Here is a 25,814-nt window from a genome sequence, read left to right as displayed (position 1 = left end):
CGAAAATTGATGCCGACACTGTTTCGCTTTGTCGTGACACTCGCGATTCTGGCCGGCATTGCCTACGGTACGATGTTCGCGCTGGTGATGTTCGTCGACCCGAAAAAAACGGAAATGAGCGTGCGTATCCCTCAGGAAAAGCTCAATCCCAGGAAAAACTGAATTCAAAAACCGAACTGGAACCGCTTGAAGGAAATGAACAGCGCCGCCCGCATCGAGGCCTTTCTGGAAATGATGAGCGCCGAGCGGGGAGCGGCCGAGAACACGCTTTCGTCCTATCGCCGCGATCTGGAGGATGCCTCCGAGGGGATCGATGGCGGACTTGCCCGCGCCGGCGCCGCCGACATCAGGGCCTATCTGGATGACATTGCCGCGCGTGGCTTCGCGCCGACCTCGCAGGCGCGTAAACTGTCTGCGATCCGCCAGTTCTTCAAGTTCCTCTATGCCGAGGGCCTGCGCGGCGACGACCCGACCGGCACTCTGGACAGCCCGAAAAAGGGCCGGCCGCTGCCCAAGACGATGAGCGAAACTGAAACCGGCCGGCTGATCGACCGCGCCGCGCAGGAAGCCGGCGATGCCGGGCTCGGCTACGCTGACAGGCTGGCTGCCTTGCGCCTGCATGCGCTGGTCGAAGTGCTGTACGCCACGGGTCTGCGCGTTTCCGAGCTGGTCGGCCTGCCGGTGACGGTAGCGCGGCGCGACGACCGTTTCTTCATGGTGCGCGGCAAGGGCGACAAGGAACGCATGGTGCCGCTGTCGGCCAAGGCGCGCACCGCCATGCGGAACTGGCTCGACGCCCGGGCCAAGGTGCCTGCCTTCGCCGACAGCCCGTTCCTGTTTCCGGCGGCATCAGACAGCGGCTATCTCTCGCGCCAGGTCTTTGCCCGTGACTTGAAAGGGCTGGCTGCGCGCGCCGGCATCGCCTCGGCCAAGATCTCGCCGCACGTGCTTCGCCATGCCTTCGCCAGCCATCTCCTGCAGAACGGCGCCGATCTCAGGGCCGTGCAGCAACTGCTCGGTCATGCCGACATATCGACGACACAGATCTACACCCATGTGCTGGAGGAGCGGCTGGTGCGGCTGGTCAACGATCATCATCCGCTTGCCGACTAGGCCTCATATCGCTATGTGAGGACGATATTTCACCGCCCGGAGCCTTGGTTTCAACGGTTCCGCGGTCATTGCCTTCCGAACGTATCGGTCCGCTCAAGCATGTACAATTACCTCGATTTCGAAAAGCCGGTGCAGGATCTTGAGCTCAAGATCCTCGAGCTCAAGAAGCTTGCCGAGAACGGCGAGGCGGTCGATGTCGCCGATGAGATCGCCAGACTCGAGAAACGCTCGCGCGACGCGCTGCGCGAGCTCTATAAAGCGCTGACGCCGTGGCAGAAGGTGCAGGTGGCGCGCCACTCCGACCGGCCGCACTGCGTCGACTACATCAAGGGCCTGTTCAGCGACTTCACACCGCTCGCCGGCGACCGCAATTTCGGCGAGGACCAGGCGATCGTCGGCGGCTTTGCCCGTTTCCGCGGCGAACCTGTCGCGATCCTTGGCCAGGAAAAGGGTTCGGACACGGCGAGCCGCCTCAAGCACAATTTCGGCTCGGTCCGCCCCGAAGGCTACCGCAAGGCGGTGCGGCTGATGGAGCTTGCCGATCGCTTCAAGATCCCGCTGCTCACGCTGGTCGACACGGCCGGCGCCTATCCCGGCGTTGGTGCCGAGGAGCGCGGCCAAGCCGAAGCCATTGCCCGCTCGACCTCGGCCTGCCTTGGCCTGAAAGTACCGTCGATCTCGGTCGTGATCGGCGAAGGCGGTTCGGGCGGCGCCATCGCGATCGCTACCGCCAACCGCGTCTACATGCTCGAACACGCCATCTATTCGGTGATTTCGCCAGAGGGCGCCGCCTCCATCCTGTGGCGCGACACGACCCGCTCCAAGGACGCGGCGACCAACATGAAGATCACCGCCCAGGATCTGCTGGAACTGAAGATCATCGACGCCATCATCCCCGAGCCGATCGGCGGCGCCCAGCGCGCGCCTGAAACGGTGATCGCCGCGACCGGCGACCTCATCGCCAAGACGATGAAGGAGTTTGCCGGCGCCAACACCGATTTCCGCGAACAGCGCCGCGAGAAATACCTGGCGATGGGCCGCACCCTCTGACGCCCCCTTGGGCGGCGGACCAGGCAACCGGAGGCGCTTTGCCCGCACCAATGTGACGGCGATGAGCAATTTCGCCACAAAAATGCCGCCCCATTCGGTTCAATGAAACCGTCGTGAGGGACTGGTCGAGCCTTGCGGTAAGGAATTTTCAAGGTTAACGGGCTTACGGTCCGTGGGTGTTCAGCATGCGGGCCTGGCCGTTCGAAGCCATTGGTCCGAGAAAAAGACATAGCTTTTCCATGTATGCCAAGTTTGCCCTTACTGGAGTCCTTGCCGCCTCGATAGCCGTCGCGGGCTGCAATGATTCGTCGATGAAGGACTTTGCCCCGGAAGCCAACAAGCCGTTGCCCGACAAGATCCTTGCCGACATGAGAGCCAAGGGCATGGTCCGCACCTCTTCGGTGATGGCGCGCATCTTCAAGGAAGAAGGCAAGCTCGAGATCTGGAAGGCCAAGACCAACGGCCGCTACGACATGGTGGCGAGCTACGACATCTGCAAATGGTCGGGCAAGCTCGGCCCGAAATACACCGAAGGCGACCGCCAGGCGCCGGAAGGTTTTTACACGGTGCGCCCGGCGCAGATGAACCCGCGCTCGAACTACCATCTGTCCTTCAACATCGGCTTTCCCAACGCCTATGACCGCGCCAATGGCCGCACCGGCCAGAATCTGATGGTGCATGGCGCCTGCTCGTCATCGGGCTGCTATTCGATGACCGATGCGCAGATCGAGCAGATCTATGCCTTCGGCCGCGATGCCTTCCAGGGCGGCCAGACCGAATTCCAGGTCGAGGCCTTTCCGTTCCGCATGACCGCCGCCAACATGGCGCGCTACCGCAACGACCCGAATTACGAATTCTGGAAGATGCTGAAGGTCGGCTACGACAATTTCGAGGTCACCAAAGTGCCGCCCAAGGTCGACGTCTGCGAGAAGCGCTACGTCTTCAACCAGGTCGCGGCCGACGGCCAGACGTTCGATCCGACCGGCCCCTGCCCGGCGACGACGCAGCCGGATTCGCTGAAGAGCGCCTACAACGCCTATCAAAGCACGTATGATGCGGCCTTCAACAGCGCGCTCAAGGCCAGTGTGCCGCCACCCAAGCCGACGATTGCCGGCATCAAGGAAGCCAGCATCGTGTCCGACTGGTCGAAGCGCCGGGCTCGTGGCGAGCGCGTGCCGATCGATCCGCCGTCGCTCAACACCGACGGTTCGGTGACCGAGACGGCGCGCATGGGCCGCATCGATTCGCCGGCCGGCCGCAAGATGGCCGCGCTTGATGCCGAAAAAGCCGCCAAGCAGAAGGCCGAGGAGCAGAGGCTGGCGGCCATCGAAGCCGCCAAGCAGGCCAAGGCACAGGCATTGGCTGAAAAGCAAGCCGCCAAGCAGAAGGCCCTGGCCGAAAAGGAAGCGGCCAAGGCGGCCAAGGAAGCTCCCGTCGCCACCGCGACCATCGCTGCCTCCACCGAGGCGGCACCTGCTGCCGAGACGCAGGCTGCGAGCGCCGACGAGAGCCGCGTGACGAAGCTGAAGAACAAACTGCTCGGCATGTTCGGCGGCTGAGTGGCCAATGCATATCGCCGAAATGCATGTCGCCCATGGGTGCCTAGCCGTTTCGGGTCAACGATATGCATGACTTGAAACACGCCGCCGTCTATGACCTGAAAGGGCTGAATTGCCCCTTGCCGGTATTGAAGGCCAAAAAGCGTCTGGCCGGGATGCAACCCGGCAGCAGGCTTTGGCTGGAGACCACCGACCCTCTCGCCGTCATCGATATTCCGGCCTTCTGCGCCGATGGCGGGCATCGGTTGATCGAGACAGCGGCGATGTCCGGCGGCCATCGCTTTCTGGTCGAACGCGGCGAACAGCGTCCGTAGGATTCACCGTCCGGCGATCGCCAACGGATTGTTTTCCAGCGCCGCCCGGTCGGGCGTGTCGACCGACGGCCGGTTGGTGAAGGCGGCAAACAGCCGGCGCACATAGTCGTCCGGCATGTCGAGCGTGATCAGCACCAGCCGCGTGCCGCGCTGGCTGTCCGGCCAGGACGGCAACCGAGCCGGGGGATGGAGGATCTTCTGTACGCCATGCACGACCAGCGGCCGCGACGGATCCTCCTGCAATTCGATGACGCCCTTCATTCGCAGCAGGCGTTCGCCATGCGTGGAACGCAGGAGATCGAGGAACATCTCGATGGCTGAAAACGGCACCGGCCCGTCATGCACCAGCGAATGGGTCCGCACGCGCTGATCGTGGCGATGGGCATGCTCGTGATCGTGCTCCCCGTGGCCATGATGGTCGTGGTCATGGTGGTCGTGGTCGTGCGCGGCCTCTTCGCCGAGCCAGCGCCGCACGTCGGCTGATTTGGTCGCAGGGTTGTAGAGACCGCAGTCGAACAGTGCCGCCACCCCGGTTTTCGTCTCCCCGACATCGAGCAGTCGGACCCCGGGATTGATCTGCCGCAAGCGCGCCCGCAGCGTTTCGAGATCGCCGGGATCCGCGACCAGATCGGCCTTGGAGAGCACGATGCGATCGGCCACGGCGACTTGCTTGACCGCTTCGACATGGGCATCGAGCGTGGCATTGCCGTTGACGGCATCGATCAGGGTGATGACGCCGTCGAGCCGAAAAGCCTGGACCAGCGCCGGATGGGCCATGATGGACTGCAGCACCGGCGCCGGGTCGGCCAATCCCGTGGTCTCGACGATGACGCGGGCGAGTCGGGCGATACGGCCGGTCTGCAGCCGGTCGACCAGGTCGGCCAGCGTGTCGACAAGTTCGCCGCGCACCGTGCAGCACAGGCAGCCGTCGGAAAGCTGGATGATGCCGTCGGACGCCTGCTCGACCAGCAGATGGTCGATCGCCACCTCGCCATACTCGTTGATGATGACCGCGGTGTCGGCCAGCGCCGGATCCTTCAGGAGCCGGTTGAGCAGCGTGGTCTTGCCGGCGCCAAGGAAGCCGGTCAGCACCGATACGGGAATCGGGAAACCACTCATCGGGTCAGTTCGCGATCTTGGCCGGCTGGTCGCCTTGCGCCGCGGCACCCACGACTTTCACGTCCGTGCCGGCGGGCGCGGGCTTGTCGGGTCGCCAGGTCGGGATCGGCACGTCGGCATATTCCTGCCCGGCCTGGTCGAGGATCGCTTTCGGCGCCGGCCCGGTGGCGCCGCCGAGGCCGACGGCAACCAGTGTCGGCACATGGTCAAGCTTCTCCTGGTAGGGCGATTTCGGCACGTCCTTGGCGGCCGCCGGCGGCGCCTCGGACTGCTCCTTCCGGGTCTTCCTGCAGATTTCGTCACCCATGTCGGTGGGCGAGACCAGATCGCCGTAGGGCGCCAGCGTGGTGACGGTGGCCGAGCCGGCGGCCGGCGCATCAAAGCCCTCATCGAGCAGTTTCGCGGCGGCTTCGGCTCGGCTGACGGCCGACTTCTCGCCGAGCACGACCGCCACCAGGGTGCGCCCGTTGCGTGTCGCTGAACCGATCATATTGAAACCGGACGGACAGACAAAGCCGGTCTTCATGCCATCGGCGCCAGGATAGCGACCGATCAAAAGATTGTAGTTCGGTATGGCCTTCTTGCCGACCGCAAGCCCCTCGATCGAGAACCACGGCGCATATTGGGGGAACTCGGTGCGGATCGCCATCACCAGGATCGAAAGGTCGCGTGCCGTCGTGTACTGGTCGGGCGAGTAAAGCCCGTTCGGATTGACGAAATGGGTACCGTTCATGCCAAGCCGGGCCGCTTCGGCGTTCATTCTTTCCGCGAAGGCGGCCTGTGACCCGCCGACATTCTCGCCGACCGCCATGGCGATGTCGTTGGCCGATTTGACCAGCATCATCTTCAGCGCGTTGTCGAGCCGCATCACCGATCCGGGCTTGAAGCCCATCTTGCTTGGCGGTTCGGCGGCGGAGTGTTTCGTCACTTTGATCGGCGAATCGAGCTGGACTTCCCCGGCGGCGATCGCCCGGAAGGTCACATAGGCGGTCATCAGCTTGCTGAGCGAGGCCGGATACCAACGCTTGAATGCATCGTGATGCTGCAGGATCTGGCCGCTCTTCAGGTCAAAGACCATCACCGGATTGGCCAGCGCCGGCCCGGCCACGACCGACAGCATGATTGCGCCAGCCGGGAATAGTTTGAGGAAATGCCTGTGCCGCATGATCGAATCCGAAATCGCCTCTTGCCCTGATCGCCCCTGGCTCCGTAAGATTTCGTTACGTGACCGCCAGCAAAATGGGTCCGCCCCTCAAAAACGGACCGCATCGTTGCGGTGCTATTTACCCTATGTGACGCCAACATGGCAAAGTGCCTGACAATCACAATTGCAAAGCACCGGGCACAATTGCAAAACGCCAGGCATAGTCGCAAAACATCATGCAGTGGCAAAATCGGGCTGAAGCCGGCTGCTCCAACAATGAAATGGAACCATCATGCCAATCCTGAACCGCGCCTCCGAGATGCAGGACGAAGTTGCCGGCTGGCGCCAGCATCTGCACCAGACGCCGGAACTGAACTTCGACGTTTTCAAGACGGCGGCCTTCGTCACTGAGAAGCTGAAAGAGTTTGGCTGCGACGATGTGGTGACCGGCCTCGGCAAGACAGGCGTCGTCGGCATCATCCGCGGCCACCGGGGGGACGGTCCGACAATCGGATTGCGTGCCGACATGGATGCACTGCCGCTCAAGGAGATCACCGGTAAGCCCTATGCGTCTACTGTTCCGGGCAAGATGCATGCCTGCGGCCATGACGGCCACACCGCGATGCTGCTCGGCGCGGCGAAATATCTCGCCGAGACGCGCAATTTCGCAGGCTCCGTGGCGGTGATCTTCCAGCCGGCGGAAGAAGGCGGCGGCGGCGGCAACGAGATGGTCAAGGACGGCATGATGGACCGCTTCGATATCGCGAAAGTGTTCGGCATGCACAACATGCCGGGCCTGCCGGTCGGCGAGTTCGCCATCCGGCCGGGTCCGATCATGGCGGCAACGGCCGAATTCACCATCACCGTGAAAGGCAAAGGCGGCCATGCGGCGATGCCGCACGGCACCATCGACCCGATCGTCATCGCCAGCCAACTCGTCGGCGCCCTGCAGACGATCGCCTCGCGCAGCACCGATCCGGTCGAGGCCGTGGTGGTGTCGGTGACCAAGTTCCACGCCGGCGATGCCTACAACATCATCCCCGAATCGGCCGAGATCGCCGGCACGGTGCGCACACTGAAGAAGGAAGTGGCCAAAAAATCGGAGGAGCGTATCCGCGCGATCTGCGCGGGGCTGGGCACCGCCTATGGCGCGACGATCGACGTCGACTATGACACGAACTACCCGGTGACGTTCAACCATGCGGATGAAACCGTGTTCGCCAGCGATGTGGCCGCGGACGTGGCGGGCGATGCCCAGGTGCACCGCGCGATCCAGCCGGTGATGGGCGGCGAGGATTTCTCCTATATGCTGGAAGCCCGGCCCGGTGCCTTCATCTTCATCGGCAATGGCGAGACCGCAGGTCTCCACAACCCGGCTTACGACTTCAACGATGAAGCCATCCCGCACGGCATGAGCTACTGGGTGAAACTGGCGGAGACGGCGCTGGCCGCCTGACGGGCCCGCGACGCCAAGAGCCGGCCGATTTGCATGCGGCCGCCCTCTTGGCGAAACGATCCGAAGCGGCTATGTCTCGGGCCGCGTGGTCCCGTAGCTCAGTAGGATAGAGCGGCAGATTCCTAATCTGTAGGTCACAGGTTCGATTCCTGTCGGGATCACCAGCAATTTCAAGGTGCTTATGTGGTCGTACCCTTTCTGCAGATCGGTACGGCGGCTTCTGCTGTCGGCGACAGGCCAAATCCTTGTCGAGGAACTTCTCGGAACACGGTAATCAGGATTACCCACCCAAGATTTCCGCGAACTGGGTTTCGTTTCGCGGAAAAACCGCTGTCTCGCCACCAGCGAGCATCGCCTGAGCGACAGGCTCCCAAAGCCCTGCTTTTGTTTGCTGCCCGGGACCGTTTCGGACCCGATCGCGATTGCAGTCATCGTTACACCGGCGCACTCGTACCCGGCCGCAGCGACCGACATCAATTCCACCGCTGAGACAGGCCTGGACCGGTTTGCGATTTTTGGGGATCAACCGCCCTCGAAACACCAGCTCGCTCGTCGAGCTCGCCATCCTGACCAATATGCTACCGAGGTAAGGTGAACCCTGCCCTTTCCAGAACTGACGGCCCGACGATGCGGGCGTCGACAGCCTTTTAGTGCCAAGGGAAATCCCCGAGTACTGATCGCGGCATCAATTTATCGACACCATGGAACTTTGGCGAGAAAGCAGGGTTCAGGGGCGTAGCGATGGCGACCGGGCCTGTCGTTATCCTGGAAAATGAGGACAGAACTGGCTCAACAGGAGCTTGACCATGAAACATCAGACACTCGAACAACTGAACGTTGTCGCAGAGGTGAACGCGGAATTTCCAACAATGACGCGCAAACAGCGCCTGGAGCGCTGGGCAAACCTCCTCGAACGCCAACCGGAACGATGCCTGAGCGCCCTTCCAGGCACCGAATACATGAGCGCCAAGGAGCGCAACGAAGCGCATTGCCTGGCATCGCCGATCAGCATCGCGTTCGAAGATCCGATCCTGCGGGCGCAGGGCCTGCAAGACGATACCTACGGCGCGGCGCGGCGTTTTTTTGAACTGTCCAACTGGCAATTGCACCGTATTGTTTGCCATTGTCATGTCGGCGCGACGATGAAGGCAGGATGGGTCGCACTTGGTGTGCGGGCCGCCATGAATGACAGCGTCCTTGCCAAGCTCAGGGCTCTGTTTAGGGGTTGAGACAAGCGGGTCGACAGGCCGTCTCATGGCCGCAGCAACCAGCGCCCCTCAGTTGACCTGCCGAAATCGCTCGACCGGACCTATTTGCGTCCGCTGCGTCTAGTCGTTACCGCCGCAGCGGCGCATCCTCTTGCCATCAGCGCTCCATTCAATTTGATCCTCGATCCATCCATGCCTTCAATGCTGTTTGACGTTCACCTTTTGGGGTGAACCCGTCTTCTGGTTGCAAAGCCGCTGCTCAATTTGCAGCGCGAGGACGATGTCGGGCTCGCCAATCATTGCCGCCGCCGTGCCGACGCGCAAGGAGCGTATCGGCCGCTCCACCTCGAATATGCTGATGACTGTTTCCAGGTCAGGACAGCCGGATTCGCGACAGCGAACCTCCGTCACGGTGATTGTGACTTCTTCCTTCAGATCAAGCCCATTGCGTATCCATTGTTTGATCCTGTCTGCATTCAATGATGAAGGCGCACGCCTGGGCGCAAACGGATTGACGAATTTCACCAGCTTCAAGCCTCTCGTGATCAAAGGTCACGCCCGGCAACCCATGAAGCCGCGTTCGATGATGTCCTTCGGCAGATTGCGGCCGATGAAGACAAGACGACTGATCCGTTCCTCATCGGCCTTCCACGGCCGCTGATGATCGCCCTCGAGCAGCATATGGACGGCCTGCACCACAAAGCGGTCGTCGTCCTCCTTGAAGGCGAGAATGCCTTTCATGCGCAACATATCCATGCCGAACTTCTGGGTGATCATCTGCAGCCATGGCAGGAATTTTCGCGCATCGAGCGGATCCCTGGTGACCAGCGCAAAGCTGGTCACATGGTCATCGTGCTCATGCTCGTGGAACTCGACGAGGAAATCCGGCTCGACTTCCAGGATACGGTCCAGGTCGAAGGAATTGCGACCGAGAACCTTGTCTAGGTCGACGTCGCAACGCTGTGTCCGGTGGATGGAAACGGTGGGATTGATACGCCGGATGCGGCTTTCGACCTCCTCCAGGTCTTCGGCAGAGACGAGGTCGGTCTTGTTCAGCAGCACAGTGTCGGCGAATGCCAATTGCTCCTGGGCTTCGTGCGCTTCGTCTATCTCGCCGAGCAGATGCTTGGCGTCGACCACGGTCACGATGGAATCGAGCCTGGTCTTGGAACGCACGTCCTCGTCGACGAAAAACGTCTGGGCGACCGGCGCCGGGTCGGCAAGTCCGGTCGTTTCCACCAAAATAGCGTCGAAACGGTCGCGACGGCGCATCAAGCTGTCGATGATGCGGATCAGGTCCCCGCGCACCGTACAGCAGATACAGCCATTGTTCATCTCGAACACCTCTTCGTCGGCGTCGACGATAAGGTCGTTGTCGATGCCGACCTCGCCGAACTCGTTGACGATGACGGCATATTTCTTCCCGTGATTTTCGGACAAAATGCGGTTCAACAGCGTGGTTTTGCCTGCGCCGAGATAGCCTGTCAGCACGGTCACGGGAGTCTGGGTCTGCATCGCGGAAGGCTCCGTTGAGGGTGGGTTTTTAATCTTGTAATCGGTTATGGTATAACGTATCAAGCACAAAGATGCGAGGTTTGGACGGGTGTCATCGAGTCGCTATTCCGTCATGGAGGACGGGTTCGTTCGGTCTTGAGACGTTGAAGGCGGGGGTCGAAGAGGGAAATCCGTAAATGGCAGTGCGTGCCCACAGGGAGCAAGCATGGTCAGGGATATGCCGGCAATTCTGGTGAGTTCTGGCATCGCGGCATCGATTTGAGCCACGACTCCGTTCCGGGCGTTGCCTGGCAACGCCGGAATCTGACGATGCGGATGCATATGCGCCGCTTCACTCGCCTGACAAACGGCTTCTCAAAGAAGATTGAAGCGCCCGCTCACGCGGTTGCGCTGTACTACAATTTCGTGCACATCCATAAGACGCTGCGGGTTACACCGGCCATCGCTGCTGGCGTGACGGACAAGCGTTTGGGAGATTGGCGACATCGTCGCGCTGATCCCTCCGGGGCGTAGTCGCCGAGAAAATCGCAGGAAGCCCGTCGCTTACGCTCATCAGCTGCAACGGGCTTTTCTCGTGCCAATGTCGTGAGTTGCCTGGCGGGCGATGGCTGCTACCTTGGCTGCCATGAGCAGGGCGCCGACAATCGCTGTTGTCGTAGCCGTGGTAATGTTGGTTGCGCTCTTCGGGTTGATCTGTCTATTCGAGCCGCCAGATTGGGGACAATTCTGACCAGTGCTTGGATGAGCGCCGCGAAGCCCAAATCGGCCCAGCTACGGGGACAGGCTTGCCGGCGCTCAACGTCGCGGGAGGGGCGCCAATCTTGGTACTATCACACCGGCGTTTTAGGCGGCAAATTTCAAACCGACCCACTACCCAATTTGGCGGTTTGGCAACATGGCAGGTTCGCGAGTGGTGCAGATTCTTGAAGAGAAAGCGGGGCTGCCGTCGATCAGTGGCCGAATCCGGTTTGGCCACCTTGCATGTGGCGTAGCGGCGACAGCAACAGCTCTGACGGCCGGCTCCACGATGGCGCAAGCGCATATCATTCAATCGGGGACGGGTGGGTTTGGCAGTGGCTTCGAACATCCCCTGACCGGACTGGATCATTTCCTGGCTATGTTTGCCGTGGGCCTGTGGGGCGCCCAGATCGGCGGACGTTCGATCTGGACGCTGCCGGTTGCGTTCCCATTGATCATGGTCGCGGGCGGGATCGCCGGAATAGCAGGAGTGCCGCTGCCCGGTGTCGAGATTGGCATTGCGCTGTCTATCGTAGCCCTGGGGCTGGCCATCGCTTGCGCCTGGCGTCCAGCGGAATGGGTTGCGTTGCTTATGATTGCGGTTTTCGCCATTTGCCATGGATACGCCCATGGCGCGGAACTGCCGAATGCCGCTGATCCAGCCGATTATGCCATTGGCTTTGTCATCGCCACCGGCTTGATCCATTTGCTGGGTATCGGATTCGGACTTCTCCTGGGCAAGGCCTTCGGCGGACGGTTGTCGCAGCCTCTGGGCGGATTGATCGCGGCGGGAGGCGTTTATTTCCTTGTCGTCTGAAGCATATCCCAAGCGGTCGGCCAAGCTCCTGCAACGATGGTCAGGGCCTGTCTTAGCTGTCGCCGGCGTTGCCATGATCGGCGTACTTGCAACCTCTACCGAAAGGACGCAGACGTCCTGGTGGATCCTCAACAGCGCCCTTTCTCCTGAACGCGTCTTGCCGCTGGTCGGATTGGGCCTTGCAACAGCTCTGATAAGCCTGAGGCTTGGCGTTTTCACACTCGCGGCATTTTTGTCGGGCGAGGTGGTCGGGGCTCTGCTCTACGATCGATTCCTTGGTGTCATGGCCGGCGTACGGGGAGCGACGACTCACGCTTTCCTCACCGCGCCGCTTTCGATGCTGATAATCGGCGTCGTCCTTGTTGCTTCTGGCCGTTTCCGAACTTGGACGATCCCTGTCGCAGCATGTCTCATCGGCGCGTTGCTGGCGGTTGTCACAAAGCTCACCGACCCTACTTTGAACGATCTCCGAATACCGCTCTCGGGGACAATCATCGCCCTTTGGATCATAGTCGCCGTCGGCCTTATCGGGCGGATTTTCCCGCCTGCGTGGTTCATGATCGGCGCGCGCATCCTGGGCAGTTGGCTGGTCGCGATCGGGCTCCTCCTTGGAGGAACGGCGATCGCCACGAAGCCTCCACCACCCCTGCCCCAACCATCGGCGGCTGCTCCAGCCGATGGATTGCCCACTGGGAAATACCGCTACGAGCGTCCCGTTCAGCAATTTACCCGGCCGCGCGATCCCTTGAACCAGGGCGAACACAAGCTGATGCCGTGAACGGCATCGCAGCCCAGAAACCTTCGCGTGGCCGCCGAGCTGCAGCAGGCCAGCTACTCAGGTGTTCGAGCTTTCGGCCGGCAGCGAACAAGCCTCACTGCTCTCGCGGGGCGTGCGTTTCAGGCTAAATGCGACATGGCGACATTTTGCTCCCACTCGCCCCCGGTTCCGAAGGACGTCGAAGGAACTCCGTCCTTCGGACTTTGCGCAAGATCAACAAACCGCTCGAGGGAACGCGTTATGGATGGCCCGCTTCAGGAGGCGACAAATGGCCAGGCGCATCGCAATCATCCAGGGCCACCCGGACCCGGCGGGGCATCACCTGCTGCACGCGATGGCCGACGCCTATGCCGAAGCCGCAACCGCTGCGGGGCATGAGGTTCGCCGCGTCGAGGTCGGGAAGCTTGAGTTTTCATTGCTGCGCACGCAGGTGGATTTCGAGACCGGCGCGTTGCCGCCGGTTCTGGTGCAGCCGCGGGAGGACATGCGCTGGTCGGAACACTGGGTGGTTCTGTTTCCACTCTGGCATGGAACCATGCCGGCTCTATTCAAGGGCTTTCTCGAACACATCTTCAGGCCAGGATTTGCCATGGAGTACAGAAAGGAGCGTTTCCCGAGGCGATTGCTCACCGGCCGTTCGGCTCGCATCGTCGTGACCATGGGGATGCCGGTGCTGCTCTATCGTTGGTATTTTGGCGCCTACGGACTGCGCGCTTTCGAGCGCAGTATGTTGAGCTTCGCCGGGATCAAACCAATTCGCGAAAGCCTGTATGGCCTCATCTATGCCGATCAAACGAGGCGGGCGCGCTGGATCGAGGATATGCGCAAGCATGGACGACGAGGCGATTGACCGTATCGTCTGGGGACGGGCCGGATGACCTCGTTGAACGCCGACCACGGGCCAATATGGCAACCGGAAACCCGCCAGGACGAACCATGACGGGCTTCCCAGGTCTCGAATCCATGTCTGGAACGCGATCAGCCTAACTCAGCCAACCCTGACGACAAAATGTTTGGTCACTGGCTCGATGATCTTCCAGGTGCCCTTGAAATCGGCTTCCACCACGAAGGCATCGCCGGGGCCAACCTCGACCGGCGTGCCGCCGTCGGGCGTGATGATGATGCGGCCGGCGATCATGTGCACGAACTCATAGTCGGTGTAGGTCGCATGATAGGTGCCGGGCGACGCCCGCCATGTGCCCGATATCACCTTGCCGTCCGCAGTCGTGTGCTGGACGGCGGTTTGCATGGTCGGCTGGCCCTCGACCGCGATCCAGCCGGGCAGATCGCCGGCTTCCGCGTGCTCGACGGGGCCGAATTTGAGGATCGTCTGGTCTGTCATATCAGGGGCTCCGTCTGGTCCGTTGTGCTGGCGTCATCTGCCTGGACGGTGAGATATCCGATGCGTCGGCAACGGGCAATGCCAACGCCGCAAGACATGCCGCCTCGACGATAGGCCCACGGCTTGTGCCGTGCCGAGACGAACTCGTCCTTCAGCTTTCGCTGACCGCGTCCAGCATGCGCCTTGCGCTTTCCTCGTCCGTGATCAGGATCGTCGGCGCGACGAGCGTCATGGCGCCGAGCAGCGCCTCCGTCTTCTCTTCGCCGCCGGAAGTCAGAATGCGGATCGGCGCCTTGCGCAGCCGGTCGACATCCACCGACATCACATGGTTGTTGACGGGATGGTCGACCAGATCGCCATTGCGGTCGTAGAAATGGAACAGGAGATCGCCGACGGCGCCGCGCGCCAGCAGCGCCTCGCGGTCCGATTCCTTGAGAAAGCCGCCGCGCGAGAAGGTGGTTGCCGAAGCGATGCCGCCGACACTCAGCAGAACGGCATCGAGCGAATCAGCCATCTCAAAAACCTCCTGCAGGCCGCAGCGTTCGATCAGCGCGATCTTGGTCTCGACGCTGTCGACGACGGCCGGCGTCGGCATCAGATAGCCGTCGCCCTGAAAAATCTGGGCGAAGCGCCAGGCGAACTCGGCCGGGTTGACCCGGCGCGCGACGCCGACGCCGCCAAGCAGCGAAATCACCTTGAAATCCGTCAGTGACTTGGCGCTGATGAACGGCAAGGTGTGGAATAGCGTGTTGCCCCAGCCGACGCCGACCTGCATGCCGGATTTCATTGCGTCCGACAGGAACATGCCGGTCTTGGCGGCGATGGCCGGGATCGGGTCGGCATTGGCTGCGGTCAACGGCGCCACCAGCGCCTGCTGCAGCCCGAAGGTCTTTTCGAGCGCGCGTTCCAGCCGCACGATCTCCAGAAGCTCGCTCTCGATGGTGATCTTGACCTCGTTGCGCGACCGCGCCTCCGCCAGCATGCGCACGATGGTGACGCGGCCGACGCCGAGCACATCGGCGATCTCGTTCTGCGTCATCTGCTCGACGAAATACATCCAGGCGGCGCGGATTCGGAGGCGGTCCGTGCGGCTCTCGCTGACGACATGCTCGGCCGCTTCGGCGCCCGCCCCCCTCTCGTTGGCCCGCCTTTCATCGGCCCGCCCTCCATCGGCTTCTCGTCCCCTGGCCAAATCATTCCTCCCCCGCGCGGCGATGGACGCGCGCCGTCGTCGATTCTGCATGCTGGTCTAGTATCGCCTATTGATCTACCAATCGATAGGAACAATGTAGAGTGCGTGGCCGACCCCTTGCTGGAGTGGCCCCACGGCACTTTCGAGGCAAACCGCGATGCTGCGACAAATCTCCGAAGACGTCCGCGTCAACCTCAAGGACCGGCTGCGGGAAGTCCGCGACATCATCCGCCAGAGCCGTCATGACGGCAGCGGCGAAGCAAGCGTCCTGCGCGAAGCCACCAGCCATCTGCCGCCGTTTCCGGGCAGAGGCATCGAAGGCCTGCTCAGCCATGCCGCGAGCGCCGTCGACGAAGCGCTGTCCATCGCCGAATCCTTCGTTCCGCATGAACGCCCCATAAGGGTGGACGGAACGACCGTGAAAGGCCTGGGCAGCTATTTCCCGGCCGGGGACGAAGAACAGCAATTGAGCGCCGAGCGCCTGTTCCGGCGCGACATGTACTATCTGACCAAGGCGGTGCTTGCCGGGCTGAAGATCGACCATGCCCGTATCCATGAAGCCGGGTTCGCCGCGGTCCACGTAGCCATGCGAAAGCGCCATGGCGACCTGCTGGCCGCCCTCGCCGCGCCCGGTGCCGGACTGCAGGCGATCGCGGCGACGTGTTCGGCGTTGCTCGTCGAATGCCTCGGCCAGCGCCCGATCCGTTTTGGTGACGCCCCGGAAGCGGTCGGCGACAGGGCGCTCGACGCAAGCTGCCTGGCGCCGGTCGTGCTCGCCTGCGGCCTGGCGACAACCGGCCGCGACGGCGCGCCGGAGCCCGACATGCTGGAGATCGCGATCCTGGCCGCCGACATCCGCCGCGAGCGCATCGTCCAGGCCTGCGCCAAGGCGAACCCGGTCGATGAACTGACCCCTGTCTTCGCCACCTTGCTTGCGCATTTGCCGTAAGGCCTCCCAGCGCGTTCAAAGCGGCCGCGCGGGGTTACGTCCCGGCCACCATGGCCGTGATCGCCTTCTTGGCGCGTTGGATCGAGGCCGGACTCATCGAAAGTTCGGTCAGACCCATCTCCAGGAAAGCCGGAATGAGATCCGGTCGGCCCGCAGCCTCGCCACACATGCCAACCATGATGCCGGCGGCGACGCCGGCCCTGGCTGTCAGCTCGATCGCCGACATGACGGCCGGATTGGTAACATCGTTGAGCTTCGCAACGGTCGGGTTTAGCCTGTCGGCGGCCATGATGTACTGGGTCAGGTCGTTGGTGCCGATCGAGAAGAAAGCCACTTCCTTGGCCAGTGCCGGCGCGATCAGCACCGCGGCCGGGGTCTCGATCATCACGCCGAGATCGAACGTCGCGTGCGGCACGCCTTCGGCCTTGAGTTCGGCGGCGCATTCATCGACAAGAACGCGCGTCTGCCGCACCTCGCCAAGATCGGACACCATCGGCAGCATCACTTTTATGTTGCCGTGTACGGCAGCCCTGAGCAACGCCCTGAGTTGGCGCTTGAAGATATCGGGGCGGTCGAGGCACATGCGGATACCGCGCCACCCCAGGAACGGATTTTCCTCATCGGGAAACTCGATCCCGGCAATCGGCTTGTCGCCGCCGATGTCGAGCGTGCGCACGATGACCGGATAGGGCGCGAAGGCCTTGGCCAGCGCCGCATAAGTCTCGGCCTGCATGTCTTCCGACGGCAGGTGCATGTGGCGCATGAACAGAAGCTCGGTGCGGAACAAGCCGACACCCATGGCGCCAGCCTCCTGCGCCGCCTCGATCTCCTCCAGCGACCCGATATTGGCCGCGACCTCGATAATCCTGCCGTCCGCCAGCTTCGGCGTCACCGTCTTGAAGGCGGTCAGGCTGGCACGTTCCTTCGCCGCCGCTTCGACACGGCCGGCGAAATCGGCGCGCGTCGCCGCATCGGGGTCGATGATCACCTGCCCGCTATTGCCGTCGAGCGCCACCTCTTGCGCGGTGCGCAAGGTATTGATCCGGTCGCCGAGGCCCAGCACCGCCGGAATGCCGTGCGAACGGGCGATGATGGCGATATGCGAGGTGGCGCCGCCATGGCCGCACACCACGCCGCCGATGCGTTTCAGCGGCGCGCGCGCCAGATCCCAGGCGCCGATGTCGTCGGCGATCAGGATCGCACCCTGCGGAATATTTTCGAGGCTGACGTCGTCTTGCCCCAGCAGCACCAGGCAGATCTGCCGCCCGACCGCATGGACATCGTCCGCCCGTGCATTGAGATAGTGATCGTCGACGGCGCTGAAATCGGCGGCAATGGTGGAAGCGGCGGTGATCGTGGCCGAGACCGCGTCATTGCCGCCCTTGATCGCCTCTTCGGCCTCGCTGGTCAGGCTGTCGTCGGCGGCAATGTCGCGAAGGGCAGCGACGATACCCCGGTCACCGGCCGACAGATTGTCCTGCGCCAAAACCTTGTCCATGCGGACCTGGACGGCGGCGACGGCGGCGCGAAATCTCTCGATCTCGCCGGCGATCTCATCGGCCTGCAGCATCCGGCCCTGTCCGGCAATGTCAGGCGGAAAATGTGCGAAGGCGGGTCCGATGGCAACGCCCTCGCTTGCGGCGACACCGCGCAAACCGTTTGCCTGGTCAGATACGGTCGACGTGGATTGAGGCTCGGGTGCCGCTGCCTTGCTTGCGTCATTCGCCGGGGCGTGGATTTCTTCGTCGTCGAGACCCGCCTTGGGGTTCTCAAGATAGCCGATCAGCGCCTCGATCGCTTCGATGGCGTCGGCGCCGTTCGCCCGCACGGTGACTTCCTGGTTTTCCTTGACCGCGAGCAACATCAGCTTGACGGAGCTCTTGGCGCTGACGGCCTTGCCGTCCTTGACCAGTTCGACGTCGGATTCGAAACCCTTGGCGAGCTTGACGAAGCGCGTGGCGGGACGGGCGTGCAAGCCTTCATGCACTCTGACGATGGTCGAGCGTTCCATGGCAAATACTCTGCTTTTCCGGCAGTTCGTCGTCTCATGGCGAACCGCTCCAACTCTTTGTTTTAACGCAATTCCGGACGGAAAAGCCGCTTCACATTTTTCCCGGAAATTGCTTCAGCGCCAAGACCAGACGGGTCGCGGCGCGAATGCTTTCAGGCGGCGATGGTGATGATCGCGTCTGTCTTCAGCGCCGCCACGAGGGCTTGCGTATCGACCTGCGATGCGCAGATCTCACCCGGCCTTTCGGCCTCGGCGGCGCCATTGAACGAGATGACGACGTGGCCCATTTCGAGGACCTTGCTCCAGGCGCTGGAGCCGACGGCGGTTATGACCGCAGAAACCGGGCCAAGGGTGATCGACGCGCCCTTTTCAGGCGCGCCGTCGCTGGGCCCGAGCTCCATCTTGTGGAGCACGGAGACCTCGGCGAGCTCCGGTGGCGAGCCGTCCGCGAACAGGATGACCACGCCGCCCTCGGCGAGGTCCGCCACTTCGGGTCCTATTGCCGTGACCCGTGTCTTGAGAAGAACCGACATATGGCGAACCTCGTTGTTTCTGGTGTTTAGAACACGATCAGGGAGACGATCCAGGCGATCAGCACCGAGATCGGCCCCATGATCTGGCGGCTGATGAGAACCGCCGGCACGCCGATTTCGATCGTCTTGGGCTTGGCTTCACCGAGCGCCAGGCCGACGGGGACGAAGTCGCAGCCCACCTGGGTGTTGTAGGCAAACAGCGCCGGCAGCGCCATTGCCGGCGAAATCGTGCCGTTGGCGATCTGCGGGCCGATGATGGCGACACCGATGACCTGCGCGATGACCGCGCCTGGCCCGAGAATGGGGGACAGGAACGGCAGGCCGCAGATGGCCGAGATGATCAGCAGGCCGACGATGTTGTTGGCCAGCGGACCCATCGGCTGCGCCAGCACATCACCAATGCCGGTGTACAGGATCAGGCCGATGAGCATGGTCACGAAGGCCATGAACGGCAGCACGTTGCGGACCACCTGGTCGATGGTGCGGCGACCGGCATTGAAGAAAATGCCGACGACACGACCCATGGCGCGGCCGATCGTGCTGATGAAACCGATCAGGCCACCCTCGCTGGGCAGCGCCTTCGGCATCGCAGTGTTATTGGTCGAATTCATCGATGCTGCTCCCCCTGCAGTCGTGACCGCCTCGGACCCGTCAGCCATCGTGATGTCGGCCGGCTTGACGCCCGAAACGTAGATATCCTCGGTGATGAACTGGGCGAGCGGCCCAGACTGTCCGACCGGCGTCAGGTTGACGGTCGGGATACGCTTGCGCGGATAGACGCCGCATCGTGCGGTGCCGCCGCAATCGACGACGACGACAGCCATTTCGCTTTCGATCGGCGGCGCCTTGAAACCGTCGACGGCCTCGGCGCCGGTCATGTCGGCGATGAGCTGCGCCACCGGGTGAATGCCACCACCGGTGACGGAAACGACCTTGCTGCGCTGTTCGGTCGGCTCGATCACGAGCGGACCACCCCAACCGGTTTTGCCCCGGGAGATGCGTACGGCTTTGTATGTCTTGGCCATGATGTCCTCCCCGCCCTTACAGCTCGACGCCCTGGCGGCGTGCCATGATGGCGGTGATGCGCTCGGTCAGCATGCCTTTGAACAGAATGACGACGAGGCCGACGATCGCGTACCAGATCGCCACCTTGACGTGGTAACCGGGGGCGATGACACCCCGCTTCTCAAGGTCGAGCAAGGCCACGAGCATGCCGCCCCAGACGAAATATTCGCCAGGGTTGATGTGCGGGAAGAGGCCGAGCGGCGGATGCACGTAGGACACGGCCGCGTCGTAGAAGGCCGGCTTGTGCTTTTCTTCCAGGAACGAGCCGAAGGTGTAGGCCATCGGGTTGGTGAGGAAGAACACCGCCAGCACCGGCAGCACGGTATAGCGGGTCAGCGCGATGCGGCCAGCACCACGCGCCAGGCCGTGGACACGCTCTTCGCCGACCAGTTCGGTGACGGCGTAGAAGGCTGTCATAAGCACGACAAGCGTCGGGATGATGCCGGTGACGAAGCCGGCGAAAACCTCGCCGCCCTTCTGGAAGATGCCGATGAAGTATTTGCCGACGGCAGTCAGCCAGCCAAGCTGCTCCTCCTGCTGCACGTTTTTCAGCTGTTCCTTCAACTGATCGGCGGTGACCGGCGCACTGTCGGTCTGCGCCTGTGCCAGGACTACGAGATGATCGGAAGCATGCTCGACGGCAAGCTTGCCATGCAATGCAGCATCCGAAACCATGGCACCCGCGACGTGCAAGTTGTGCACGGCCATGTCGGCATGCTGCGCCAACAACGAAAATACAGACATTTCTCCTCCTTATGCCGGCCCGCCGGTTTATCCCGGTCGGCGCACGGCCTCCTCTATGCCCTTGCTACGTTCAAGCCGGCCAGGCCCGGCTTCTTCCCCGGCTCCGACCGTGCTTTGTCGATCTGTTCGATCGCCCGCTTCACGGCCTCGGCCACACCGGGTTCCCCCTCCCCCATGATCGCAGGGTTGGACCGGAGTCGATCGAGGGGAACACCCTCGAATTCTTCATGTCGTTTGAATTTGGTGAACACGGAACGACCGCTCATCACCATCATGCGGCGCACGATCAGGTCAGGCGTCACCACGACCAGCGCGATGGTTCCCTTGGCAAATCGGCCGCGAAAATTGCCGGCGCCGACAAAGCCGTCCTTGTACTGGTCGGTGACGCCCCGGAAGACATCCGAATAGTGCCGCATCTGCAGCCAGACGCCGAGCGACTGCAACGCCCACACAATAACCAGCAGAAGCAGTCCCCACTGCCAGATCGCCATTCGGTTCTCCTCCCGAGTCTTCGTTGAACCGCACCTTGAACCGATGCGCGACAACAGCAAAGTGAGAACATTTGTTTCCGCGAATGTCAATATGTATGATATTGACCTCGGCAATGGTCATCCACAGGGCTGCCGCGTGATTTCGGCGGCGGCACGGCTGTGCTAGCCTGTCACGAAACGGGATGCATGAAATGGAACTGCCCTTCAGGGACGAACTGGCCCTCATGCCCGACCTGCGCCACCGGTTGCGGCAGTTGCGCTGGTTCCGCGCCACTTTCCGCGGCAGCGCCAAGGTGGTTTCGGACACATTTGGCGTACGCTTCGAAATCGACGAGGCGAAGCTGACCCGGGCTTTTCTCGACTGGGTCGAGGTCATGGAGGCGCAGAAGCGCTTCGCCGCGGTCGATCGCGCCGATTTCATCGTCTTTGCCGCCGGCCTCGTGCTGCGCGAACTTATCAAGCAGGCGCCGGCGAAAGAAATCTCCGGCCTTACCCAGCTCATCGAAACGGATCAGAATGCCGGCACGCTGGACATCATCCGCTTCTGGCCGGAAGGGTTTCTCTACACCAACTACTGCGTGTCGGCGATTTCGGCCATCTACGAGCAGGAGTTCGGTTCGGCACCCAGTATCGACAAATGCGCCGACGACTTGCGCACCTGGTGGTCCTATCGCGAGAATGTCACCGAAATGCCGGCCTATGCCGTGGCTTTTCTCGACCGCTTTCTGGGCGCGGAACCGAACTGGATCACCCCCGACCGCGCACAGTCGCGGCAGGCGATGCAACGGGCGCTGGGATCCTCCCGCGCCAGCGACGTCTTGCGCCAGCTCTGAATTGGCCACTATCGCTGTGTTGCGTAAGGCCGAGAGTACTCGCTATTGAACATTTGACTTTTTATCGATAGCGATGTGCCAATTCTGACAGAGGCCGGGAGAAGCGCGTGGCGCCGTCAAGACTGATCATTTTCGATTGCGACGGCGTTCTCGTCGACAGCGAGCCCCTGGCCGCCAAGGCCTATGAGCGTGTCTACGACAAGCATGGCATGCCGGGCGTTCACGGCGGCATCATCGCCCAGTGTGTCGGCATGAAGCAATCCGACATCATCGTCAGGATCAAGGAATTGACCGGCCATCAGTTTCCCGCCGCCGCCGACGGCGACATCTGGGCCGAGACCAAGGCGCTGTTCACCGAGGAATTGAAGCCGACACCAGGAATCGCCGCATTCCTGGAGAAGCTTGAGGGCGACCGCTGTGTTGCCTCGTCGTCCTCGGTCGAACGCATAAACCACAGCTTGGCCGTCACCGGGTTGGCACGCTTCTTCGGCGATGCGATCTACAGCTCCTCGATGGTCAAGAATGGCAAGCCCGCGCCCGACATTTTCCTGTTCGCCGCCGCAAGGATGGGCGCCAACCCGGCCGACTGCATCGTCATCGAGGATTCGCCTTTCGGCATCCAGGGTGCGGTCGCCGCCGGCATGACGGCGATCGGCTACACCGGTGGCGGACATACTTACGCGGAGCATGCCGCGCGGCTGACGGCGGCCGGCGCCGATTTCATCTGCGCCGACTGGAGTGAAGTTAGCCGGCAGTTGTCGGGGCTTGGCGTACCGGCGTAGCTAGTAAAGCCTAAGGCGGGCCCATTGGTCGCGCGGGATCACTGGCCCCACACGGAAATCAAAGGACAGGACCCTCGTCGCATTGCTGTCAACCTCGCACCGGAAACCCAAATGATACCAAGTGGTTGTCGTGCGGAAGGCTACATCCGAGCCGTCAACAACATTGCCCGCTCTAAGTGGAACAGTTGGGATCAGGTCGGGAAAGTAAGAGGCGTCCAGCAATTGCTGCTGCAACACGCTGGCACAAAGTTGGGCTGCCCGCTGACCGCGCGGCAAACCACCCATCGAAGTCGTGGCCAGCGCATCGCCGGTAGCGCCCTGGGAGAAGAGGCTGCGAACACCCGGAAGGCCCGAGTCGCGCTGCGATGCAGACTTCGAGATCTTGGAGGGGTTGGACTTCGGCACATTCGCGGGTTTGGGCTTAGGCGGTTCGGCTGATTGGGGAAGCTCGATCTCGCCGTCGGCAGCCAAAGGCGCCGGCACCGCACCCTGTTGCTTGGCGGCGTCGAGCGCCGCCTGCCTTTCCGCATCCCGTGTGGGCTTCGCCTCAGTCGGCACGGTTGCCGGCTTCTCGTCGGCCTTGGCTGGATCTGCCGGCAGCTCGGAGTCTGGCGGCGTGGCGGGCTGGTTTTCCGCGGGCGTCGGTTCGACCGGCGGCTTCGGAGCGTCATTCTTGGCCGGGGATGGCGAGCTGTCTTGAGCGCTGGCCCCATCGAGGGATTTCCTCGGCCCCGTATCCTTGTCGCCGAACTGAAAAACAGGTTTCAGGACCTCGACTGGCGGAGGGTTCCGCGCCTGCTTTTCCGACGGAAGCTGTTTCTCCACCTTCTGCTCAGGCGGCTTTTCTACCTTTGGTTCCGGTGGCGGCGGAACAGGTTTCGGCTTTGGCTGATCGGGCGGAGGCACGAGCGCGACATTGACCGGCTGCTCCTCCCGCGGCTGTTGGGGGGGAACTGGCAGGCCATATATCAGGATCGCCGCGATAAGCACGTGCAGGATCAGCGATGCGGGGATGCCCCACACCATATTCCGACGCCGTTCTCGTGCTTCGTCCTTCATCCCTCTCGATGTGGAATGAAATCGCGGCGGCTTCAAGCACGGGCACTGCGTTGACGCAATTTAACCGCTGACAGCTTGGCGATCCGGATGACTCCGCGCAGGGCAGCTCGACCAAGGCGCTGAGCGACTCAACGAGCGGCTACGATCGCCATAATGCTTGGGATGAGCCAGTTCGCCGCCGCCAGGATGGGACCGCCGGCTGACTGCGTCGTCATCGGGCTCGCCTTTCGGCATTCAGGGCGCGGTTGATGCCGGTATGACGGCAATCGGCTACTCTGGCGGCGGCCACAGCTATGCCGAGCATGCAGCGCGGCCGACGGCGGCTGGTGCCGATTTCGTCCGCCCGACGGGCAAGAAGTTAGCCGGCAATTGTCCCGACCTAGCGTCCGGCCTAATTTAGCGGATACTTAGTGAATCCACGGCTGGCCCATTCGCCGGGCGGGATCAATGACCCAACACGGAAGTTGAAAGACAGGACCCTCGTCGCATCGGCGTCGACCTCGCACCGGAAGTTCAGACTGTACCATTGGGTTCTGGTGCTGAAGGCGGCCTGCGGAGGGTTAAGGACGTTGCCCAGCTTCAGCGGAATGGTTGGCACCCATTTGGGCGAATAATCGGCACTTTGCAATTCTTGGTCCAGAACGTTGCCGCAAAGGTTGGCAACGCGCTGATCGCGCGGCACGTTGTCCATGGAGCTTGTGGCCAGCGCATTGCCGGTTGCGCCTTGCGAGTAAAGCTTTCTGACGCCCGGAAGGCCGGAGTAGATCGGCGATCCCGCAGCCTCGGTGTTGGTGGGATTTGACCTTCTCGCCTTCCCACCTGGGGCTTTGAAGGCCGTTGCGGATTTGAACTTTATCGGCTTTGCGGGTTTGGGCTTTGCCTTTTCTTCCGAGGATGGAGGCGCCGGCTTGTCGCCGGTCTCGGCAGCCAATGGCTTTGGCGCCGCGACCGCTTGCTTTTCACCGGTTTGCGGCGCCGCTTGCTGTCTGTCGGTGTCCACAATCGCCTGCTTTTCCTCGCTTTGAGCGGGTTTTTCATCCGGCACGGCGGTTGCCGGCTTCTCGTCGGCCTTGTTGGAGGCTGCCTGCTGCTCGGGATCTGCAGGCGGAGCGGATTGGGTCGGCGCGGGCTTCGGTTCGACTGGCGGCTTCGCGGCCTCATCCTTGGCCGGCAACGGTGCATTGACTTGAGCGCTGCCGCCGTCGAGAGATTTCTCAGGCCCGGTATCTTTTTCGCCATATTGAAAAACGCGCTTCAAAACCGGAGTGTTCACCGGCTTAGGCTGCTCGGGCGGTTTTTCAACCTTGGTTTCCGGCGGCTCTTCGGCTTTGGGCGGCTTTGGCTGTGGGGGAACAGGTTTCGGCTTTGGCTGATCGGGCGGAGGCACGATCGCGACATTGACCGGCTGTTCCTCCTGCGGCTGTTGGGGACGTGGGGGCACGCCATATACTAGGAGCGCCGCGACAAGCACGTGCAGGATCAGCGATGCGGGGATACCCCACAAAAGATTCCGATGCCGTTCTCGTGCCTCGTTCATCCTGACCGATGTGGAATGAAATAGCGGCGGCTTCAAGCATAGGAATCGGATTGGTGCAATTTGGCCGCTGACAGCTTGGTGATCTGGATGATCACGCGCGGGCCTGTATTACCGAGTCGCGACTCACGCCACCGAGCAAGTCCAGCATCAGCGGACCACCAGCTCGCTTCCGAGAACCCGGACCTTGCAATAGCCGCTTTGCTCGCCCGTCAGCACGTCCGCCGAAAGCAGGGTGCCATGCGCAATGAAGGACGCGACCATTTCGTTTGCCGGCTGATGAAACAGCTCGCGCGGGATCGCAAGCTGCGCCAGGCGCCCATGATCCATCACCGCGATGCGATCGGCCAGCGCCATCGCCTCGGCTTTTCTCGCGCCAGAAGCGCGGCGACGCTAGAAAGCCGCGAGGGGGAGGCCGTGGAACCATCGTTCCACGAGCCTCACTCGCGGCGACCTTGCGTAAGGTTC

26 protein-coding genes, 1 tRNA gene and 3 pseudogenes are annotated in these 25,814 nt (G+C 62.3%); 16 read left to right on the top strand and 14 right to left on the bottom strand.

Annotated features, from left to right (window positions below; translation table 11 throughout):
* Positions 1-9 precede the first annotated feature (9 nt).
* The 5 genes from LB556_RS12170 to LB556_RS12150 all read left to right on the top strand — a co-directional run bounded on the left by LB556_RS12170 (position 10) and on the right by LB556_RS12150 (position 4,036).
* Entirely contained in the window at positions 10-162 is a 153-nt protein-coding gene (locus LB556_RS12170; protein WP_224567527.1) for a histidine kinase, read from the top strand.
* Between the two features lie 33 nt (positions 163-195).
* On the top strand, positions 196-1,113 hold the full coding sequence (locus LB556_RS12165) for a site-specific tyrosine recombinase XerD (protein WP_224567525.1): 918 nt from the start codon (positions 196-198) through the stop codon (positions 1,111-1,113).
* A gap of 99 nt (positions 1,114-1,212) precedes the next feature.
* Positions 1,213-2,163: an acetyl-CoA carboxylase carboxyltransferase subunit alpha gene (locus LB556_RS12160; RefSeq protein ID WP_224567276.1), complete on the top strand. Its 951-nt coding sequence runs from the start codon at positions 1,213-1,215 to the stop codon at positions 2,161-2,163.
* A 239-nt stretch (positions 2,164-2,402) separates the two neighbouring features.
* Complete coding sequence (locus tag LB556_RS12155; protein WP_224567273.1) at positions 2,403-3,722, top strand: murein L,D-transpeptidase family protein; 1,320 nt, start codon at positions 2,403-2,405, stop codon at positions 3,720-3,722.
* Between the two features lie 65 nt (positions 3,723-3,787).
* Positions 3,788-4,036: a sulfurtransferase TusA family protein gene (locus LB556_RS12150; protein WP_224567269.1), complete on the top strand. Its 249-nt coding sequence runs from the start codon at positions 3,788-3,790 to the stop codon at positions 4,034-4,036.
* A 3-nt stretch (positions 4,037-4,039) separates the two neighbouring features.
* Here the strand turns inward: LB556_RS12150 and LB556_RS12145 are convergent, their stop codons facing one another.
* Entirely contained in the window at positions 4,040-5,155 is a 1,116-nt protein-coding gene (locus LB556_RS12145; RefSeq protein ID WP_224567267.1) for a CobW family GTP-binding protein, read from the bottom strand.
* A 4-nt stretch (positions 5,156-5,159) separates the two neighbouring features.
* Positions 5,160-6,320, bottom strand: a complete 1,161-nt coding sequence (locus LB556_RS12140; protein ID WP_224567265.1) for a D-alanyl-D-alanine carboxypeptidase family protein — start codon at positions 6,318-6,320, stop codon at positions 5,160-5,162.
* A gap of 271 nt (positions 6,321-6,591) precedes the next feature.
* Here LB556_RS12140 and LB556_RS12135 point away from each other — a divergent pair, with 271 nt between their 5' ends.
* The 3 genes from LB556_RS12135 to LB556_RS12125 all read left to right on the top strand — a co-directional run bounded on the left by LB556_RS12135 (position 6,592) and on the right by LB556_RS12125 (position 8,984).
* Entirely contained in the window at positions 6,592-7,755 is a 1,164-nt protein-coding gene (locus tag LB556_RS12135) for a M20 aminoacylase family protein (RefSeq protein WP_224567263.1), read from the top strand.
* A gap of 87 nt (positions 7,756-7,842) precedes the next feature.
* Positions 7,843-7,919: transfer RNA gene (locus LB556_RS12130), tRNA-Arg, on the top strand.
* Between the two features lie 642 nt (positions 7,920-8,561).
* Positions 8,562-8,984, top strand: a complete 423-nt coding sequence (locus tag LB556_RS12125) for a hypothetical protein (protein WP_224567260.1) — start codon at positions 8,562-8,564, stop codon at positions 8,982-8,984.
* Positions 8,985-9,161: 177 nt separating this feature from the next.
* Here LB556_RS12125 and LB556_RS12120 read toward each other — a convergent pair whose 3' ends face one another.
* Together LB556_RS12120 and LB556_RS12115 are read right to left on the bottom strand one after the other, a co-directional pair.
* Positions 9,162-9,497 (bottom strand): nitrate reductase, encoded by a 336-nt coding sequence (locus LB556_RS12120; protein WP_224567258.1) that lies wholly within the window; start codon positions 9,495-9,497, stop codon positions 9,162-9,164.
* A gap of 18 nt (positions 9,498-9,515) precedes the next feature.
* On the bottom strand, positions 9,516-10,478 hold the full coding sequence (locus LB556_RS12115; RefSeq protein WP_224567255.1) for a CobW family GTP-binding protein: 963 nt from the start codon (positions 10,476-10,478) through the stop codon (positions 9,516-9,518).
* A 291-nt stretch (positions 10,479-10,769) separates the two neighbouring features.
* On the opposite strand from LB556_RS12115, the pseudogene LB556_RS12110 reads away from it, so the two are divergent.
* The 4 genes and pseudogenes from LB556_RS12110 to LB556_RS12095 all read left to right on the top strand — a co-directional run.
* Positions 10,770-11,067 (top strand): annotated as a pseudogene (locus LB556_RS12110) (IS1 family transposase); the annotation flags it as partial.
* Between the two features lie 321 nt (positions 11,068-11,388).
* Positions 11,389-12,033: a HupE/UreJ family protein gene (locus tag LB556_RS12105; RefSeq protein WP_224567253.1), complete on the top strand. Its 645-nt coding sequence runs from the start codon at positions 11,389-11,391 to the stop codon at positions 12,031-12,033.
* 73 nt (positions 12,034-12,106) lie between these two features.
* Positions 12,107-12,811 carry a hypothetical protein gene (locus LB556_RS12100; RefSeq protein ID WP_224567250.1) on the top strand — a complete coding sequence of 235 codons (705 nt, stop codon included), beginning with the start codon at positions 12,107-12,109 and terminating at the stop codon, positions 12,809-12,811.
* A 268-nt stretch (positions 12,812-13,079) separates the two neighbouring features.
* On the top strand, positions 13,080-13,661 hold the full coding sequence (locus LB556_RS12095) for an NAD(P)H-dependent oxidoreductase (RefSeq protein ID WP_224567247.1): 582 nt from the start codon (positions 13,080-13,082) through the stop codon (positions 13,659-13,661).
* 138 nt (positions 13,662-13,799) lie between these two features.
* On the opposite strand, the gene LB556_RS12090 is transcribed toward LB556_RS12095, so the two are convergent.
* Together LB556_RS12090 and LB556_RS12085 are read right to left on the bottom strand one after the other, a co-directional pair.
* The gene (locus tag LB556_RS12090) at positions 13,800-14,153 is read right to left on the bottom strand and encodes a cupin domain-containing protein (protein ID WP_224567244.1); all 354 of its coding nucleotides are present in this window, start codon (positions 14,151-14,153) and stop codon (positions 13,800-13,802) included.
* A 151-nt stretch (positions 14,154-14,304) separates the two neighbouring features.
* The gene (locus LB556_RS12085; protein ID WP_411908583.1) at positions 14,305-15,210 is read right to left on the bottom strand and encodes a sugar-binding transcriptional regulator; all 906 of its coding nucleotides are present in this window, start codon (positions 15,208-15,210) and stop codon (positions 14,305-14,307) included.
* 292 nt (positions 15,211-15,502) lie between these two features.
* Between LB556_RS12085 and LB556_RS12080 the strand changes: the two genes are divergently transcribed.
* A complete protein-coding gene (locus LB556_RS12080) occupies positions 15,503-16,294 on the top strand; it encodes a hypothetical protein (protein ID WP_224567239.1) in 792 nt (263 codons plus the stop codon).
* Between the two features lie 34 nt (positions 16,295-16,328).
* Here the strand turns inward: LB556_RS12080 and ptsP are convergent, their stop codons facing one another.
* The 5 genes from ptsP to LB556_RS12055 all read right to left on the bottom strand — a co-directional run bounded on the left by ptsP (position 16,329) and on the right by LB556_RS12055 (position 21,138).
* Entirely contained in the window at positions 16,329-18,305 is a 1,977-nt protein-coding gene (ptsP, locus tag LB556_RS12075; RefSeq protein ID WP_224567236.1) for a phosphoenolpyruvate--protein phosphotransferase, read from the bottom strand.
* A 152-nt stretch (positions 18,306-18,457) separates the two neighbouring features.
* Positions 18,458-18,838, bottom strand: a complete 381-nt coding sequence (locus LB556_RS12070; protein WP_224567233.1) for a PTS glucitol/sorbitol transporter subunit IIA — start codon at positions 18,836-18,838, stop codon at positions 18,458-18,460.
* Positions 18,839-18,864: 26 nt separating this feature from the next.
* A complete protein-coding gene (locus LB556_RS12065; protein ID WP_224567231.1) occupies positions 18,865-19,863 on the bottom strand; it encodes a PTS glucitol/sorbitol transporter subunit IIB in 999 nt (332 codons plus the stop codon).
* A 16-nt stretch (positions 19,864-19,879) separates the two neighbouring features.
* The gene (locus LB556_RS12060) at positions 19,880-20,647 is read right to left on the bottom strand and encodes a PTS glucitol/sorbitol transporter subunit IIC (RefSeq protein ID WP_224567228.1); all 768 of its coding nucleotides are present in this window, start codon (positions 20,645-20,647) and stop codon (positions 19,880-19,882) included.
* Between the two features lie 53 nt (positions 20,648-20,700).
* Complete coding sequence (locus tag LB556_RS12055; RefSeq protein ID WP_015315467.1) at positions 20,701-21,138, bottom strand: transcriptional regulator GutM; 438 nt, start codon at positions 21,136-21,138, stop codon at positions 20,701-20,703.
* A 191-nt stretch (positions 21,139-21,329) separates the two neighbouring features.
* Between LB556_RS12055 and LB556_RS12050 the strand changes: the two genes are divergently transcribed.
* Positions 21,330-21,971 carry a hypothetical protein gene (locus tag LB556_RS12050; protein ID WP_224567226.1) on the top strand — a complete coding sequence of 214 codons (642 nt, stop codon included), beginning with the start codon at positions 21,330-21,332 and terminating at the stop codon, positions 21,969-21,971.
* A 107-nt stretch (positions 21,972-22,078) separates the two neighbouring features.
* On the top strand, positions 22,079-22,753 hold the full coding sequence (locus LB556_RS12045; RefSeq protein WP_224567224.1) for an HAD family hydrolase: 675 nt from the start codon (positions 22,079-22,081) through the stop codon (positions 22,751-22,753).
* Here the strand turns inward: LB556_RS12045 and LB556_RS12040 are convergent, their stop codons facing one another.
* A complete protein-coding gene (locus LB556_RS12040) occupies positions 22,754-23,812 on the bottom strand; it encodes a DUF930 domain-containing protein (RefSeq protein WP_224567222.1) in 1,059 nt (352 codons plus the stop codon).
* A gap of 171 nt (positions 23,813-23,983) precedes the next feature.
* On the opposite strand from LB556_RS12040, the pseudogene LB556_RS12035 reads away from it, so the two are divergent.
* A pseudogene (locus LB556_RS12035) lies at positions 23,984-24,223 on the top strand (hypothetical protein); the annotation flags it as partial.
* Here the strand turns inward: LB556_RS12035 and LB556_RS12030 are convergent.
* Positions 24,204-25,349, bottom strand: a complete 1,146-nt coding sequence (locus LB556_RS12030) for a DUF930 domain-containing protein (protein WP_224567523.1) — start codon at positions 25,347-25,349, stop codon at positions 24,204-24,206. The pseudogene LB556_RS12035 and the gene LB556_RS12030 overlap by 20 nt on opposite strands.
* A gap of 150 nt (positions 25,350-25,499) precedes the next feature.
* A pseudogene (locus LB556_RS12025) lies at positions 25,500-25,715 on the bottom strand (ABC transporter ATP-binding protein); the annotation flags it as partial.
* Positions 25,716-25,814: the final 99 nt, after the last annotated feature.

This window comes from Mesorhizobium sp. ES1-4, assembly GCF_020164745.1.
Lineage (GTDB): Bacteria > Pseudomonadota > Alphaproteobacteria > Rhizobiales > Rhizobiaceae > Mesorhizobium.
The sequence above is the reverse complement of the archived record's forward strand: the minus strand, read 5'-3'. Positions and strand labels throughout refer to the sequence as shown.

Bases quoted from the DNA above. Each gene is read 5' to 3' on its own strand.
- LB556_RS12170 (WP_224567527.1), top strand. From the start codon at position 10: ATGCCGACACTGTTTCGCTTTGTCGTGACACTCGCGATTCTGGCCGGC.
- LB556_RS12165 (WP_224567525.1), top strand. From the start codon at position 196: ATGAACAGCGCCGCCCGCATCGAGGCCTTTCTGGAAATGATGAGCGCC.
- LB556_RS12160 (WP_224567276.1), top strand. From the start codon at position 1,213: ATGTACAATTACCTCGATTTCGAAAAGCCGGTGCAGGATCTTGAGCTC.
- LB556_RS12155 (WP_224567273.1), top strand. From the start codon at position 2,403: ATGTATGCCAAGTTTGCCCTTACTGGAGTCCTTGCCGCCTCGATAGCC.
- LB556_RS12150 (WP_224567269.1), top strand. From the start codon at position 3,788: ATGCATGACTTGAAACACGCCGCCGTCTATGACCTGAAAGGGCTGAAT.
- LB556_RS12145 (WP_224567267.1), bottom strand. From the start codon at position 5,155: ATGAGTGGTTTCCCGATTCCCGTATCGGTGCTGACCGGCTTCCTTGGC.
- LB556_RS12140 (WP_224567265.1), bottom strand. From the start codon at position 6,320: ATGCGGCACAGGCATTTCCTCAAACTATTCCCGGCTGGCGCAATCATG.
- LB556_RS12135 (WP_224567263.1), top strand. From the start codon at position 6,592: ATGCCAATCCTGAACCGCGCCTCCGAGATGCAGGACGAAGTTGCCGGC.
- LB556_RS12125 (WP_224567260.1), top strand. From the start codon at position 8,562: ATGAAACATCAGACACTCGAACAACTGAACGTTGTCGCAGAGGTGAAC.
- LB556_RS12115 (WP_224567255.1), bottom strand. From the start codon at position 10,478: ATGCAGACCCAGACTCCCGTGACCGTGCTGACAGGCTATCTCGGCGCA.
- LB556_RS12100 (WP_224567250.1), top strand. From the start codon at position 12,107: ATGATCGGCGTACTTGCAACCTCTACCGAAAGGACGCAGACGTCCTGG.
- LB556_RS12095 (WP_224567247.1), top strand. From the start codon at position 13,080: ATGGCCAGGCGCATCGCAATCATCCAGGGCCACCCGGACCCGGCGGGG.
- LB556_RS12090 (WP_224567244.1), bottom strand. From the start codon at position 14,153: ATGACAGACCAGACGATCCTCAAATTCGGCCCCGTCGAGCACGCGGAA.
- LB556_RS12085 (WP_411908583.1), bottom strand. From the start codon at position 15,210: ATGTATTTCGTCGAGCAGATGACGCAGAACGAGATCGCCGATGTGCTC.
- LB556_RS12080 (WP_224567239.1), top strand. From the start codon at position 15,503: ATGCTGCGACAAATCTCCGAAGACGTCCGCGTCAACCTCAAGGACCGG.
- ptsP (WP_224567236.1), bottom strand. From the start codon at position 18,305: ATGGAACGCTCGACCATCGTCAGAGTGCATGAAGGCTTGCACGCCCGT.
- LB556_RS12070 (WP_224567233.1), bottom strand. From the start codon at position 18,838: ATGTCGGTTCTTCTCAAGACACGGGTCACGGCAATAGGACCCGAAGTG.
- LB556_RS12065 (WP_224567231.1), bottom strand. From the start codon at position 19,863: ATGGCCAAGACATACAAAGCCGTACGCATCTCCCGGGGCAAAACCGGT.
- LB556_RS12060 (WP_224567228.1), bottom strand. From the start codon at position 20,647: ATGTCTGTATTTTCGTTGTTGGCGCAGCATGCCGACATGGCCGTGCAC.
- LB556_RS12055 (WP_015315467.1), bottom strand. From the start codon at position 21,138: ATGGCGATCTGGCAGTGGGGACTGCTTCTGCTGGTTATTGTGTGGGCG.
- LB556_RS12050 (WP_224567226.1), top strand. From the start codon at position 21,330: ATGGAACTGCCCTTCAGGGACGAACTGGCCCTCATGCCCGACCTGCGC.
- LB556_RS12040 (WP_224567222.1), bottom strand. From the start codon at position 23,812: ATGAAGGACGAAGCACGAGAACGGCGTCGGAATATGGTGTGGGGCATC.
- LB556_RS12030 (WP_224567523.1), bottom strand. From the start codon at position 25,349: ATGAACGAGGCACGAGAACGGCATCGGAATCTTTTGTGGGGTATCCCC.